The sequence below is a fragment of the Pseudomonas saxonica genome (assembly GCF_007858365.1).
Lineage (GTDB): Bacteria > Pseudomonadota > Gammaproteobacteria > Pseudomonadales > Pseudomonadaceae > Aquipseudomonas > Aquipseudomonas saxonica.
Map to the genome: position 1 here is coordinate 109,455 of NZ_VFIO01000007.1, position 14,306 is coordinate 123,760.

Consider the following 14,306-nt stretch of genomic DNA (forward strand, 5'->3'; position numbering starts at 1 on the left):
TGAGATGGCCTTGGCCACCGCAGAAACAATCGGCCCTTGATGGGCTCGCTAATAAGGGGTTGAGCGTGACGCTAGCGTGTTGGCAGGCTGACCGCTCATAACCCTGTCTTCTAAGAAGCGGCGCCAGTATCGCGGCTGGATATGACAAAAAAGTGGCAATCTGATAGCAAGTCTGTGACAGCATTCGAACGCTCTGGAAGAGTCGTTTTCGCGATAGTTGCAGGCGGCGCAATCGGCTTCTGGGGTTCTGGTGCTACCATCGCCGCTCTTGTGCGTGGGTTGGGGATTTCAATGCCGTTACACCGTCTGGACAGTCTTGCTGGCATTTCGGCCCAGGAATGGGATGCGTTGGTGCCGCTGGCACAACCGTTTTTGCGTCACGCCTTCCTCAGTGCGCTGGAAGACAGCGGCAGCCTTGGCCCGCATTCGGGCTGGAAGCCCGAGCACCTCCTGCATTATGAAAACGGTCAGTTGCTCGCGGCGTTGCCCAGTTACCGTAAATGGCATTCCTACGGCGAATATGTGTTCGACCACGAATGGGCAAATGCGTGTGAGCGGGCGGGTATCGACTATTACCCCAAACTGCTGACGGCCGTTCCGTTTAGCCCGGTCAGCGGGCCCCGGTTGTTGGCAGCGCGAAGCGAGGACGGCCTTGAGTTGCTGGCGGCCTTGCCGGGCTATCTGGAGATCGAAGGCTTATCCAGTGCGCACATCAACTTTACCGACCCTTTGGCCGATACAGCGTTGGCGCAACAACCCGGGTGGCTGCAACGCATCGGCTGTCAGTTTCATTGGCAGAACCGCGATTACCGCGACTTTCAGGATTTTCTGGATGCGCTGAGTTCACGCAAGCGCAAGCAGATGCGCAAGGAGCGCGAGCAGGTGGCGGGGCAGGGTTTTGAGTTTGAGTGGCTCGAAGGTCAGCAGGTCAGTGAGGCGCAGTGGGATTTCGTCTACGCCTGTTATGCCAATACCTATGCGGTGCGCCGCCAGACCCCGTATCTGACGCGAGCGTTTTTCAGCCTGCTGGCTGAACGCATGCCCGAGTCCATTCGTGTGGTACTGGCCAGACAAGGCGCAACACCCGTGGCAATGGCATTTAGCCTGTTGGGTGGCGACAGTCTTTATGGTCGCTACTGGGGCTGTCTGGGGGAGTTTGACCGGCTGCATTTTGAAACGTGTTTCTATCAAGGAATGGACTATGCCATTGCGCACGGCCTACAGCGTTTTGATGCGGGCGCACAGGGTGAGCACAAGCTGATACGCGGTTTTGAGCCGGTGATCACTCATTCATGGCATTACTTGCGCCATCCAGGGTTGAAAGCCGCGGTCAGTGATTTTCTGGATCGTGAGCGGGTCGGTGTGCTGGCGTATGCCGAAGAGGCGAGGGCGGCGCTGCCCTACCGGCAGGCCTGACCCTCGCACTTTTGTCAGTCTATGCCGACAAAACCGCCCGTTTGATGCTGCCACAGACGTGCATACAAACCGCCGTGGGCGAGCAGTTCTGCGTGGGTGCCGCTTTCTGCGATATGACCTTTTTCGAGCACGACCAAGCGGTCCATTCGCGCAATGGTTGAAAGCCGGTGGGCGATGGCAATAACGGTTTTGCCTTGCATGAGGGTTTCCAGGCTTTCCTGAATGGCTGCTTCCACTTCGGAGTCCAGCGCCGAGGTGGCTTCGTCCATGATCAGGATCGGCGCATTTTTAAGCAGCACGCGAGCAATGGCGATGCGCTGGCGTTGCCCGCCTGACAGTTTGACCCCGCGCTCGCCGACATGCGCGTCAAAGCCGGTGCGGCCTTGAGCGTCGGACAGCTGCGGGATGAATTCGTCAGCGCGGGCTTTGTGCACGGCTTCCCACAACTCTTCGTCGGTGGCGTCCGGCTTGCCATACAGCAAGTTGTCGCGAATCGAACGGTGCAGCAATGAGGTGTCCTGAGTGATCATGCCAATTTGCTCGCGCAGGCTTTCTTGTGTCACGTCGGCGATGTTCTGGCCATCGATCAGAATTCTGCCGCCTTGCACGTCATACAGGCGCAACAGCAGGTTCACCAACGTGGACTTGCCAGCACCCGAAGGGCCGATCAAACCGATTTTCTCACCGGGTTTGATCACCAGGTTGAGGTCGCTGATGATGCCGCTGCGTTTGCCGTAATGAAAGTCGACATGCTCGAAACGCACTTCGCCGTGTTTGATTTCCAGGCGCGGTGCACCTTCACGGTCATTCACGGCCACGGGCTGGGCAATGGTCTGCAAACCGTCCTGGACCATACCGATGTTTTCGAAAATACCGTTGACGACCCACATGATCCAGCCGGACATGTTGACGATCCGGATCACCAGGCCGGTGGCCAGTGCAATGGCCCCCACGCTGATCAATGACTGGCTCCACAGCCACAAGGCCAGGCCACTGGTGGTGACAATCAACAGGCCGTTAAGGCTGGTGATGGTCACGTCCATGCTGGTCACAACGCGGCTGGCCAGCTGGGTTTTTTCGGTTTGTTCGATAATCGCTTCGCGGGCGTACTGCTGCTCGAAGTTGGTGTGCGCGAACAATTTGAGCGTGGTGATATTGGTGTAGCCGTCAACGATACGGCCCATCAGTTTGGAGCGTGCATCGGACGACACCACCGAGCGCTCTTTGACCCGCGGTACGAAGTAATAGAGCGCGCCGACATAGCACGCGATCCAAGTCAGCAACGGAATCATCAGGCGCCAGTCGGCTTCGGCAAACAGCACCAGCGAACTGATGGCGTAGATCATTACATGCCACAGGGCATCCACGGCCTGCACCGCCGAATCGCGCAATGAGTTGCCGGTTTGCATGATGCGTTGGGCAATACGGCCAGCGAAATCGTTCTGGAAAAAGTTGAGGCTTTGTTTGAGCACGTAGCTGTGGTTTTGCCAGCGGATCATGCTGGTCATGCTCGGGCTCAGGGTCTGGTGAACCAGCAGGTCATGCAGGCCGAAGAACACCGGGCGGATGATCAACGCCACCACGGCCATCCAGATCAGTTCACCGCTATGGACTTTGAAAAAGTCGGTACTGGGCGTGCCCTGAGTCAGGTCGATCAACGTACTCAGGTAGCTGAACAGTGACACTTCAATCAAGGCCGCGATCAGACCTACTACCAGCAAGGCGGCGAAGATGGGCCACACCTGACGCAGGTAGTAGAGGTAAAACGCCCAGACAGTGCTGGGCGGGGCGGCGGTGGGTGCTTCGCGGAAAATATCGATCAGTTTTTCAAAACGACGATAAAGCATGTTCACTGACGCCCGCTGCGCGGACTCTCCTTTAGTGGTATGACCGGCCCGTTAACAGGGCCGTGAGGGGCTGGGCCGGTCGTGCTCCTTGCGAAACTCGGCTTATCAGTCGATACGCTTGGCGGACTTGATCAGCACCGGGTCGATCGGCACATTCTGCATGCCTTGTTTGGTGGTGGTCTGCGAGTTGACGATTTGGTCTACCACGTCCATGCCGTTCACGACTTTGGCGAATACGGCGTAGCCCGCGTCGCGGCCCGGGTCCAGAAAGGCGTTGTCGGCAACGTTGATAAAGAACTGGCTGGTGGCCGAGTTCGGGTTTGAAGTGCGTGCCATCGCCAGCGTACCGCGAACGTTATGCAGGCCATTGCTGGCTTCGTTCTTGATCGGGTCGCGGGTCGGTTTTTGGACCATCTCCTTGGTAAACCCGCCGCCCTGAACCATAAAGCCCGGGATCACACGGTGGAAAATAGTGTTGGTGTAAAAGCCGCTGTCGACATATTCCAGAAAGTTCTTGGTACTGATCGGCGCCTTGACCGGGTCCAGCTCGATTTCGATCTTGCCAAAGCTGGTGTCCAGCAGAACGTGCGGGGCTTTAACCGCAGGGGCGGCCATCAGGTTGGCAGCGAAGATCAGGCCTGCGGCAGCGAGGACGATTTTTTTCAACATGGGTCAGTAATCCTGAACAGTGGTTGCAACGGGGTGAGGAAACTCACTCACGACGAAAATAGGAATTCACGAGCCAGCCAATACAAGCCGGCGAACCTTGGACAGGATATTCGTGATCGATGTTCCTGCCCACCCTTGTGATAGTTACAGAGCTGATGATCAGGTTTTCAGCGGCGCGGTATCAAAGGTGCGCAGCAACTCGACCAGTATTTGGGTGGCCGGGCCTAACGGCTTGTCCTTGTTGGAGTACAGGAAAAACAGCGGATGGCGATTGCCGCCCTGATTTAACGGCAGGGGTTTGAGAGTGCCGTCTTTAAGCTCGCGTTCGATCATGTGGCGGGGCAGCCAGGCAAAACCCAGCCCGCTGCTGACAAAGGCGGCGGCAGTGGCGAGACTGCCAACGGTCCAGCGCTGTTCTGCGCCCAGCCAGCCCATGTCGCGTGGCTGTTGGCGACCCGAGTCGCGAATCACCACCTGCAACTGGCTTTCGAGATCCTGAAAGTGCAACTCGCGTTGCAGTTTATGCAACGGGTGATCAGGGTGAGCCACCGCCACAAATTCCACAGCGCTCAATTCGGCCCCCAGATAACCGGGGATGCTGAAACTGCTGATGGCCAGGTCAGCCACGCCTTCAAGCAGGACTTCTTCGACACCGGAAAGCACTTCTTCGCGCAGGCGGACACGACAGCCCCGGCTTTGCGGCATAAAAGCGGTCAGCGCCTGAACCAGCCGGGCATTGGGGTAGGCGGCATCCACCACCAGCCGTACTTCGGCCTCCCAGCCTTGTTCCATATGATGGGCCAGATCTTCGAGTTGACTGGCCTGCTTCACCAGTTGTCGGGAGCGGCGCAACAAGACGCCTCCGGCTTCAGTCAGCACGGCTTTGCGCCCGTCGATACGAAGCAACGGCACACCGAGCTGGTCCTGCATGCGAGCCACGGTATAGCTGACAGACGATTGCGAGCGATGCAGCACTTCGGCGGCCTGGGCGAAGCCGCCATGGTCGACCACGGCTTGTAAGGTGCGCCACTGATCAAGGGTCACACGGGGCGCTTTCACGATGGAATCCTCTGGGGTTGCCTGTTGTGTGGTGACTTTATAAACAGTTTTCTTGATAGGTTGTAGCAGAATTTCAGTATTTTTTATCGAGGCGTTGTCCTATAGCCTAGGCCTCATTGAGTTGTATCAGTCCGCGATTATTCCTAATCAGAATGTCGAAATTTCTGATCAGTTAAGCACTTATTTAATCGGGAGATAATTGAACGCTGGCTTAATCAGTCCATTGCTCCTTCAAGCATGCGGTTCGCGCATCGAACCTCCCTTTGCACTTTAAGTGAGTGCTCCTGCCCGATCAGCCCCTGCGCTGAATCGGGTTTTTTTTTGCGATCATTTTACTGGCCGTCAAAAACCGCTAAGGTCGCGCACATTCCTTTTGGCTCGCCGGTGCTTGCGCCGCGCGATCTGCGCTACTTACGGACGAAAATCCATGGGCTATTTGTTATTTGTCACGCTGATACAGGCGTTTTCCTTCAGCCTGATTGGCGAGTACCTGGCGGGTCACGTCGACAGCTACTTTGCGGTACTGGTTCGGGTGGTGCTGGCAGGGTTGGTGTTTATCCCGTTGACTCGCTGGCGACAGGTTGAACCCGGCTTTATGCGCGGCATGCTGCTGATCGGGGCGCTTCAATTCGGGATCACCTACGTGTGCCTGTATTTGAGCTTTCGTGTCCTGACAGTGCCAGAGGTGTTGCTGTTCACCATCCTTACGCCATTGCACGTGACCTTGATCGAGGACGCACTCAACCGTCGGTTCAATCCCTGGGCGCTGGTGGCAGCATTGGTCGCGGTAGCGGGGGCGGGTGTGATTCGCTTTGACAGCATCAGCCCGGATTTTTTCAAGGGCTTCCTGCTGTTGCAACTGGCCAACTTCACCTATGCCGCCGGTCAGGTCTTGTACCGCAGGTTGGTGGCGCGTTACCCGAGTGACGTGCCGCACTACCGGCGTTTCGGCTTCTTCTATGTGGGTGCGCTGGCGGTGGTGTTGCCGGCCTTCATGCTGTTTGGCAAAGCCAACTTTCTGCCCGATGCGCCGTTGCAATGGGGCGTGCTGGTGTTTCTGGGCCTGGTGTCGACAGCGTTGGGGATGTATTGGTGGAACAAAGGTGCCTGCATGGTCAGCAGCGCAACGCTGGCGGTAATGAATAACCTGCATGTACCGGTAGGGTTGTTGCTCAACCTGCTGATCTGGAACCAGCACGAGCCGTTGGCGCGTTTGCTGATTGGCGGTCTGGTGATTGCTCTGGCGGTCTGGATCAGTCGCCTAGACCGCAGAGCTATCAGGGTCTAAGGTCAATCCAGTCGAGCAACCACCTTCAAGGAGAGACGGAATGACAGTCAGGGTGTTGATCTTGCCGGGTCTGTTCAATTCAGGAACAGAGCATTGGCAATCTCACTGGGAAAAGCGCTACAGCGGGCTGCACCGGGTTAAACAGGAGAACTGGGAAACCCCCGTGTGTACCGACTGGGTAAATAACCTGCAAAAAAAGATCAGCAAAAGCGAGCGACCGGTGGTGCTGGTGGGGCACAGTCTGGCGTGCGCATTGATTGCCCGCTGGGCGCAGGAGTACCCCGGGCAAACCAAGCATGTTCGCGGCGCTTTACTGGTGGCACCCAGTGACACCGAAGCGCAAAGTTACCCGGCTGGAACCACGGGCTTTACCCCCATGCCGCTGAAAACACTGCCTTTTAATGCGATTACCGTGGCCAGCACCAATGACCCTTACGTGAGCCGCGAACGGGCTACCGCCTTTAGCGATGCGTGGGGCAGTGAACTGGTGTGGCTGGAAAATGCTGGCCACATCAATGCCGAGGGTGGCGTGGGTGCCTGGCCAGAAGGGATTGAGCTGTTGTTCAAACTGACAGGCGACCCCCAGTTCAACAGCTAGAAGACGGGAACTTGGTTTTATTCGTGTATCGTCGATCGCAGCCTTTGTGCCTCTGTAGTCGCTGACGAGGCACGAAGGCTGCGATCGGCGGCGAAGCCGTCGCTAACCCTTGCGACGATTGCATCGTCGAACGCAGCCTCGCATTACTCGTCAGCTGCTACGAGAATCTTCGCTTACCGGTTCAGTCACCACCAACGGCGCTTGAGACTTGGCCTGCAAGCCCTGGCGCAGGTCATTGCCGCTGGGTTGCTGGTACACACTCAAGCCAAACTCTGGCAAGAGTGACAGCAGGTAGTCAAAAATATCCCCCTGAATACGCTCGTATTCGTCCCATACCGTCGTGCGGGTAAAGCAGTACACCTCCAGCGGCACGCCTTGTGGTGTGGCTTGCAGTTGGCGAACCATGCAGGTCATGTTCGGCTGAATATCGGGGTGGCTCTTCAGATACGCCAGTGCATAAGCGCGGAAGGTGCCGATATTGGTCATGCGCCGACGGTTGGCGGACAGGGCGGCGACATTGCCCTGGGCTTCGTTCCAGTGCTTGAGCTCAACTTTTTTGCGCACCAGGTAATCGCTCAACAGGCGTACCTGCTCCAGACGTTGTTCCTGTGCATCGCTTAAAAAGCCAATATCGCCGGCGTCGATAAACAGGCTGCGCTTGATGCGTCGACCGCCGGATTGCTGCATGCCGCGCCAGTTCTTGAACGACTCGGACATCAAGCGCCAGGTTGGAATGGACACAATGGTTTTATCGAAATTCTGCACTTTGACCGTGTGCAAAGTGATATCGATCACGTCACCATCGGCACCCACCTGCGGCATTTCGATCCAGTCACCCACCCGCAGCAAATCGTTGCTGGTCAATTGCACACTGGCCACAAACGACAACAGAGTGTCTTTGTAGACCAGCAAAATCACCGCCGACATGGCACCCAGTCCCGACAGCAGCAACATGGGCGAGCGGTCGATCAGGGTGGCGACAATAATGATGGCCGAAAACACATACAGCAGCATTTTAGCCAGCTGGATATAACCCTTGATCGGGCGTGTCTTGGCGTAATTGGTGCGCGAATAGATGTCGAGCAAAGCGTCCAGCAGGGACGATATAACCCGTGTCAGCGCAAAAATAGTGATGGCCAGTGCCAGGTTGCCCAAGAAGTGCCGGCCGGTGTCGCTCATGTCCGGTACAAGGTTGCGTCCAAACTGCACCATCAGCGAAGGTGTCATTTGCGCCAGGCGATCGAAAACCTTGTGCTCGCGCAGATCATTGACCCAGTGCAGGGCTGGCTGGCGAGCGAGGATTTTGGTCACGCGCAAAATAATGATGCGTGCGACGTGGCCTGCGAGCAGGGCAACGCCCACCAGAACGATCAGTCCCATCAAGGCCGTGATCCAGGGATGTTGATCCAAAGAGGCCCACAGGTCCTGGATTTTGCCCCAGAGTGCTTGAGTATCCATAAGCTAAAACGTTATCTCAGTAATAAATGACGATGGAATTAGAGCACTTCAGGGCGTTTTAGGGCACTCGATTGGACTAAAGAGCCTAAAAAACCATTTGTTTCATGCCGTTCGTGCAAAGTAACTCGGCCTGCGCGCTCGAAACCGTTACTCTATGCCGCTGATTTTTTGTATTTCTTCGAGGTAGCACCCGTGTTTTCCGATTTCGCCCTGCACGAACGCCTGCTTAAAGCTGTGGCCGAGCTTAAATTTGTCGAGCCTACGCCTGTGCAAGCAGCGGCCATCCCGCTCGCGCTCGAAGGGCGTGACCTGCGGGTTACAGCTCAAACCGGGAGCGGCAAAACAGCTGCTTTCGTCCTGCCGATCCTCAATCGTCTGATAGGCCCGGCCAAAATTCGCGTGAGCATCAAAGCGCTGATTTTGCTGCCGACCCGCGAGCTGGCACAGCAAACGCTGAAAGAAGTTGAGCGTTTTTCGCAGTTCACGTTCATCAAGTCCGGTCTGATCACCGGCGGTGAAGACTTCAAGGTTCAGGCCGCCATGCTGCGCAAGGTGCCGGACATTCTTATCGGTACGCCCGGCCGTTTGCTGGAGCAACTGAACGCTGGCAACCTTGACCTCAAAGAGGTTGAAGTGCTGGTGCTGGACGAAGCCGACCGTATGCTCGACATGGGCTTCTCCGAAGACGTTCAGCGTCTGGTCGACGAATGCCCGAACCGTCAGCAAACCATGCTGTTCTCGGCCACCACCGGTGGTTCCGGCCTGCGCGAGATGATCGGCAAGGTGCTGACCAACCCTGAGCACTTGCAGCTCAATCAGGTCAGCCAGCTGAACGCCACCACGCGTCAGCAAATCATCACCGCCGACCACAACCAGCACAAAGAACAAATCGTGAACTGGTTGCTGGCCAACGAGACTTATCAGAAGGCCATTATTTTCACCAATACCCGTGCCATGGCTGACCGTATCTACGGTCGTCTGGTGGCGCAGGAGTACAAGGCTTTTGTCTTGCACGGTGAGAAAGACCAGAAGGACCGCAAGCTGGCCATTGACCGCCTCAAGCAAGGCGGCGTCAAAATCCTCGTGGCCACAGACGTGGCTGCCCGTGGTCTGGACGTAGAAGGTCTGGATATGGTGATCAACTTCGACATGCCCCGCAGCGGCGACGAATACGTTCACCGTATTGGCCGTACTGGCCGTGCCGGTAATGATGGCCTGGCGATCTCGTTGATCTGTCACGGTGACTGGAACCTCATGTCCAGCATCGAGCGTTACTTGAAGCAGAGCTTCGAGCGCCGCGTGATCAAGGAAGTCAAAGGCGTCTACGGCGGCCCTAAAAACGTCAAAGCGTCGGGTAAAGCGGTAGGGGTCAAGAAGAAAAAGACCGACGCCAAAGGCGCCAAGAAGAAGACCGGCGCCAAGGCACCGACAAAGCGCAAAATCGCCAACCGTCCAAAGACCGACGCGCTGTCGCTGGTCAGCAAAGACGGCATGGCGCCGCTCAAGCGCCGCAAGCCAGAAGCCCCTGCGGCTGAGTAACACGTTATCGTGACTCACAAAAAACCCGGCGAAAGCCGGGTTTTTTATGGTCTGCTCAAGGTACTGGAGGGGTCGGAATTCTCAGCGGTACTCACACAGGTAAGCCGTATCAACAGCCACTTTGAGCTGAAACTTGCTGTTGGCGGGCACATTGAACTGGCTGCCGGTTTTAAACGTTTCAAACGCGTCGCTGCCTGGCAGCTTCACACTCAGTTCACCCGACACCACATGCATGATTTCACGCTCTGCTGTGCCGAACTCATATTCACCCGGGGCCATGACGCCAATAGTTGCACTGCCATCGGCTTGTGCGAAGGCAATCGACTTGACGGTACCGTCGAAGTATTCGTTGACTTTAAACATGGCGCTTCCTCGCAATGGACTCAAAAAGGCTGGCCAGTATGCAGAAGCCGGTATATCCCGTCACGCCCTTTATAACGCTTGCCCTTGAGCCTAAACCGCGAAAACCAGTGGTAATAAACGGGCTGTATTGCGGGCATCTTCCAGCGCCCTGTGTTGTTGCCCGTTGAACTGCATGCCGGCCAGTTGCAATGCACTGTTGAGTCCCAGCGCATGCTTTAGCTGGCGGGCCTGAGCAAACTGCTGCTTGAGGTTTATGTGCGGCAGCCGGGCCAACGCGCTGTCCAGATTTTTTTGCTGCCACTCCTGTTCCAGTTGCTTGCGGTCGTAGTCGCCCCAACTGGCCCAGCCTTCAAGCTTGGGCAGGTGTTGACCGAGCCAGCGTTCGAATTGCGGCCACACCTTCAGCATCGGGGCGGCGCTATCAATGTCTGGTTGGCTGATGCGCGTCAACTGACGGCAAAAAGGGGTCAGCAGCGGCCGCCGCTGGGGGCGGATAAACCGTTGGAAGTGATCCACTTCCCGACCCGAGCGAGTGACCACGCTGGCGCCGAGTTCGATCACTTCCATATCGGATAAAGGCCAGCCGCCATCATCGGTTGTCGCTTCCAGGTCAATGACCAGCCAGTGAGGCATGTGCAGCTTCCTTAAACAGCATTGGCGTTGGTGGTGGAGAGTAGCCAAGGCATCGACTTGCACCTACTTAATTTGCAGTGTGCCAGCCAAGTGCTTGCTTGATATTCTGTGCCCGCTTAAATTACCTCGGCACACAACTCTCTGGTCGTGTGCCAATTAATAAGTTCAGTGATGGGCAACCCCCAGAGGTACACGGCTTTGAAGTGTCTGCCAATGTGGATGGCCCGCGGCGTAGTGATGGTTCTTGGTGCAACTCTGCTGACACCTGTCTGGGCTGCCCAGGAAGTCAGGGTTGGAGCTGCGCACTTCCCTCCGTATACGGTCCGGCCCGAGATCGGTGTCGATACCGGCCTGTTACCGCAACTGCTGGCCGCCCTGAACGCGTTGCAAAGCGATTTTCGGTTCGTCATTGTGCCTACGTCCAATGCGCGCCGCTTTCGTGAGTTCAAGCAAGGCAAAATGGACATGGTGTTGTTTGAAAATCCCGCCTGGGGATGGCAGGGAATAGCGCAAACGCCTGTGGATATGGGCCTTAGAGATGCCGAAGTATTTGTCGCCAAGCAGGAAGAGGGGCGTCAGCAAAGTTATTTTGATAACCCGGGCAGTAAACGACTGGCGCTCTTCAACGGTTATCACTATGCCTTTGCCGGCTACAACACCGATCCGAAATTCCTGTCCGATACATTCAATGTAAGCCTGACGTACTCCCACTTGAGCAACTTGCAGATGGTCATGCGCGGGCGTGTGGACATTGCCTTGATCACCCGTTCCCACCTCGTTGACTTGCTGAACAATAAACCGCAATTCAGCAACCAGGTCTTGGTGTCTGACCGCGTCGATCACATCTATCACCATTACGCGTTACTACGACCTCAAGCGCCGATCCAGGGCCAGCAGTTTGCTCAGCTCATGGAAATTCTTCGCAACAATGGTCAACTGAAGGCCATTTTTGCGCCTTACCAAATCGAAGTTGTGACACCCGAGCCAACCGCAGGCGCTAGGGTGCCCTAAATTTCAAGGCGCGGCCCACGTCACACAGCCTATCTGTTGACGACTAATGCGAGCCCTTGCCCATGACATCTCCCTCATCGACACCACTGCCAGCCACTGCCCGTTCAGGGGCCGACCACCCTCAGCGACCGGCCAAACCAGCAGGCGAAGTGTACCGGCGCTTTGATCCGCAGCTCGGCGCGTGGGTCTCGTTGCGTACGCTGGATATCGCCGTCGACCTTGAGCGCTTCAGCCGTTGGCAAAACACCCCGCGGGTAATGGCATTCTGGGAGGAGGGCGGCAGCTTGGAACAACATCGCCACTACCTCGAAAAACTCGCTGCAGACCCGCATACGCTGACCCTGATCGGCTGCTTCGATGACCAGCCGTTTGCTTATTTCGAAGCGTATTGGGCCAAGGAAGATCGTATTGCGCCGTTCTACGACGTAGGCGATTACGACCGGGGCATTCATATGCTGGTGGGTGAGCAGGCCCATCGGGGGCCGCACAAAGTGGCCAGCTGGATGCAGGCCCTGACCCATTACCTGTTCGAGGATGAGCCGCGCACCCAGCGCGTGGTGGCTGAACCGCGTGCCGATAACGACAAAATGATCAGCTACATGCAATCGCAGGGCTATCACTGCGTCAAGGAATTCGATTTTCCGCACAAGCGCGCGGCCTTGATGATGCAGAGTCGCGAAGATTTTTTTGAGGGGCGTGTACTGGGCTGAGTGCGAGTGGCTGGTCAGCGATGATTGCTTGCCAAGTCGCTGACCAAAGCGCTTCGGTGGCGCGGGTGTTCAGCGCCGGGCAAAGGTATCCGCCTGCGTGCCTGAGACCTTGCGGCAGTGCACCAGTGCATCGCGAATCATGAAATTCACCAGCGTAGGCGAAACGCCCAGTTCCTTGGCGATGTCTTTTTGCTGGACGCCGTGCAGGCGGTACATCTCGAACGCATAGCGGGTACGGCTGGGCAGATCGTTCAGCGCAGTCTCGATATGTTCCAGCGTCGAAAAATTGATATGTGAAGTCTCGGGCGACGCGCCATGAATGACCACATTCAAACCTTCTTCTTCCGGGCCCGAGTAGCGTTGCTCCAGGGCTTGTTTACGGTAGTGGTCAATCGCAAGGTTGCGCACGATCTGAAACAGGTAACTCAGTTGAGCCTTGAACGAAGAAGTGATTTGCGGCGCCGACTGCAAGCGAAAAAAAGCATCCTGCACCACGTCTTCTGCCCTGGATCGGCAGCCGGTAATGCGTGCCGCGATTTTGACCAGAATAATCCGATTATCAACAAAGGCCTGAAGTAAGGGTGAGTCGCACCTGCTTGTCGACACTTGTTCCGTCATGGAGATCACCTGCTGCAAATGAATGAGTGCGGGCCCTTGTGAGGCCACCTACACAGCTGGCAACAAATTAGGTTGAATGATAATGATTGTCAAATGAGAAAAAGAACTAATGCCGTGTCTGACAGAAGATTGAGACATGCCTCACATCCGTCTCAGCCAGATTCAAAATGCCACTATTGCCCTGACTAATTATTTGCCTGAGTTAACCGTTCTCAATGGATTACAGCCGGTGATGCAAGCCGGTGACGAATGAGTGGGCACAGGAGGGCGGGATGTTTTTGATCGTGGACAGGTGGCATTCAAGTGTCGGAGCAATGGCGGATGAGTGAGCCCATCATGCTGCGCTTATTTTGCCTGCCTTACTCCGGCGCCAGTGCCATGGCCTATAGCCGCTGGCGTCGTTCAATGCCCGAATGGTTGCACGTGCGACCGCTCGAACTGCCCGGTCGCGGCATGCGCATGGACGAGCCGTTGCAAAGCGACATACGCCGTCTGGCGGCGCAACTGGCGGACGAAATCAGTGCCGAACTTGACCGTCCTTATGCCTTGTTTGGGCATAGCCTGGGCGGCTTGCTGGCGTTTGAACTGGCTCATGCACTGCGCGAGCGAGGGCTGCCTGCGCCGCTTGCGCTGTTTGCTTCGGCCACCGCCGGGCCGTCGCGGCGCGATGTCAGCGAATACGCAGTGGCTAAAACCGATCAGCAATTGATCGAGCGCCTGCGCGAACTCAAAGGCACCGGTGAAGAGGTGCTGGCCAATGCCGAATTGATGCAGATGATGCTGCCGATTCTGCGCGCCGACTTCCTGTTGTGCGGCAGTTTCAGCTACGGCCAACGTGCGCCGTTGCCCATGCCCATCCACGTTTTTGGCGGCAAGCAGGACAGTGTGCGTGCCGAGCAATTGCTGGACTGGCAAACCGATACCAGCAGCAAGTTTTCCCTCGACCTGTTTGAAGGGCATCACTTCTTTCTGGTGCAGCAAGAATTGCCGCTGCTGCGCTGCCTGCGCCGTTATGCCGAAGAGCATTTGACGCGCTGGCGCAATCAACAGGCTCGCCTGTCTGTGTAAGCGCCACCCGCCGTTACAAACACACCGAA

General features: G+C 56.6%; 13 protein-coding genes and 1 pseudogene. 7 read left to right on the top strand and 7 right to left on the bottom strand.

Annotated features, from left to right (window positions below; genetic code table 11):
* Positions 1-291: 291 nt before the first annotated feature.
* Positions 292-1,416, top strand: coding sequence for a GNAT family N-acetyltransferase (locus FJD38_RS17195; protein WP_122785675.1), 1,125 nt, complete (start codon positions 292-294; stop codon positions 1,414-1,416).
* 14 nt (positions 1,417-1,430) lie between these two features.
* On the opposite strand, the gene FJD38_RS17200 is transcribed toward FJD38_RS17195, so the two are convergent.
* The 3 genes from FJD38_RS17200 to FJD38_RS17210 all read right to left on the bottom strand — a co-directional run bounded on the left by FJD38_RS17200 (position 1,431) and on the right by FJD38_RS17210 (position 4,991).
* Positions 1,431-3,263, bottom strand: a complete 1,833-nt coding sequence (locus FJD38_RS17200; protein WP_146386494.1) for an ABC transporter ATP-binding protein — start codon at positions 3,261-3,263, stop codon at positions 1,431-1,433.
* A 105-nt stretch (positions 3,264-3,368) separates the two neighbouring features.
* Complete coding sequence (locus tag FJD38_RS17205) at positions 3,369-3,932, bottom strand: peptidylprolyl isomerase (protein WP_146386495.1); 564 nt, start codon at positions 3,930-3,932, stop codon at positions 3,369-3,371.
* 159 nt (positions 3,933-4,091) lie between these two features.
* Positions 4,092-4,991: a PA3225 family LysR-type transcriptional regulator gene (locus tag FJD38_RS17210; RefSeq protein WP_122785672.1), complete on the bottom strand. Its 900-nt coding sequence runs from the start codon at positions 4,989-4,991 to the stop codon at positions 4,092-4,094.
* A gap of 427 nt (positions 4,992-5,418) precedes the next feature.
* On the opposite strand from FJD38_RS17210, the gene FJD38_RS17215 reads away from it, so the two are divergent.
* Both FJD38_RS17215 and FJD38_RS17220 read left to right on the top strand, forming a co-directional pair.
* The gene (locus tag FJD38_RS17215; RefSeq protein ID WP_146386497.1) at positions 5,419-6,279 is read left to right on the top strand and encodes a carboxylate/amino acid/amine transporter; all 861 of its coding nucleotides are present in this window, start codon (positions 5,419-5,421) and stop codon (positions 6,277-6,279) included.
* Positions 6,280-6,319: 40 nt separating this feature from the next.
* Positions 6,320-6,877, top strand: coding sequence for an RBBP9/YdeN family alpha/beta hydrolase (locus FJD38_RS17220; RefSeq protein WP_146386499.1), 558 nt, complete (start codon positions 6,320-6,322; stop codon positions 6,875-6,877).
* A 150-nt stretch (positions 6,878-7,027) separates the two neighbouring features.
* On the opposite strand, the gene FJD38_RS17225 is transcribed toward FJD38_RS17220, so the two are convergent.
* Positions 7,028-8,335, bottom strand: a complete 1,308-nt coding sequence (locus FJD38_RS17225) for a mechanosensitive ion channel family protein (protein WP_146386502.1) — start codon at positions 8,333-8,335, stop codon at positions 7,028-7,030.
* Positions 8,336-8,527: 192 nt separating this feature from the next.
* On the opposite strand from FJD38_RS17225, the gene FJD38_RS17230 reads away from it, so the two are divergent.
* Positions 8,528-9,874, top strand: a complete 1,347-nt coding sequence (locus FJD38_RS17230; RefSeq protein ID WP_122785668.1) for a DEAD/DEAH box helicase — start codon at positions 8,528-8,530, stop codon at positions 9,872-9,874.
* 81 nt (positions 9,875-9,955) lie between these two features.
* On the opposite strand, the gene ppnP is transcribed toward FJD38_RS17230, so the two are convergent.
* Both ppnP and FJD38_RS17240 read right to left on the bottom strand, forming a co-directional pair.
* On the bottom strand, positions 9,956-10,237 hold the full coding sequence (gene ppnP, locus FJD38_RS17235) for a pyrimidine/purine nucleoside phosphorylase (protein WP_122785667.1): 282 nt from the start codon (positions 10,235-10,237) through the stop codon (positions 9,956-9,958).
* Between the two features lie 90 nt (positions 10,238-10,327).
* Positions 10,328-10,870, bottom strand: coding sequence for a 3'-5' exonuclease (locus tag FJD38_RS17240; RefSeq protein ID WP_146386504.1), 543 nt, complete (start codon positions 10,868-10,870; stop codon positions 10,328-10,330).
* Between the two features lie 237 nt (positions 10,871-11,107).
* Between FJD38_RS17240 and FJD38_RS17245 the strand changes: the two genes are divergently transcribed.
* Entirely contained in the window at positions 11,108-11,881 is a 774-nt protein-coding gene (locus tag FJD38_RS17245) for a substrate-binding periplasmic protein (RefSeq protein ID WP_146386683.1), read from the top strand.
* 107 nt (positions 11,882-11,988) lie between these two features.
* Positions 11,989-12,591, top strand: a pseudogene (locus tag FJD38_RS17250) (GNAT family N-acetyltransferase); the annotation flags it as partial.
* A gap of 69 nt (positions 12,592-12,660) precedes the next feature.
* Here the strand turns inward: FJD38_RS17250 and FJD38_RS17255 are convergent.
* Positions 12,661-13,209 (bottom strand): RNA polymerase factor sigma-70, encoded by a 549-nt coding sequence (locus FJD38_RS17255; RefSeq protein ID WP_122785664.1) that lies wholly within the window; start codon positions 13,207-13,209, stop codon positions 12,661-12,663.
* A 321-nt stretch (positions 13,210-13,530) separates the two neighbouring features.
* Between FJD38_RS17255 and FJD38_RS17260 the strand changes: the two genes are divergently transcribed.
* Positions 13,531-14,277, top strand: a complete 747-nt coding sequence (locus FJD38_RS17260) for a thioesterase II family protein (protein ID WP_122785663.1) — start codon at positions 13,531-13,533, stop codon at positions 14,275-14,277.
* The last annotated feature ends 29 nt before the right edge of the window (positions 14,278-14,306 follow it).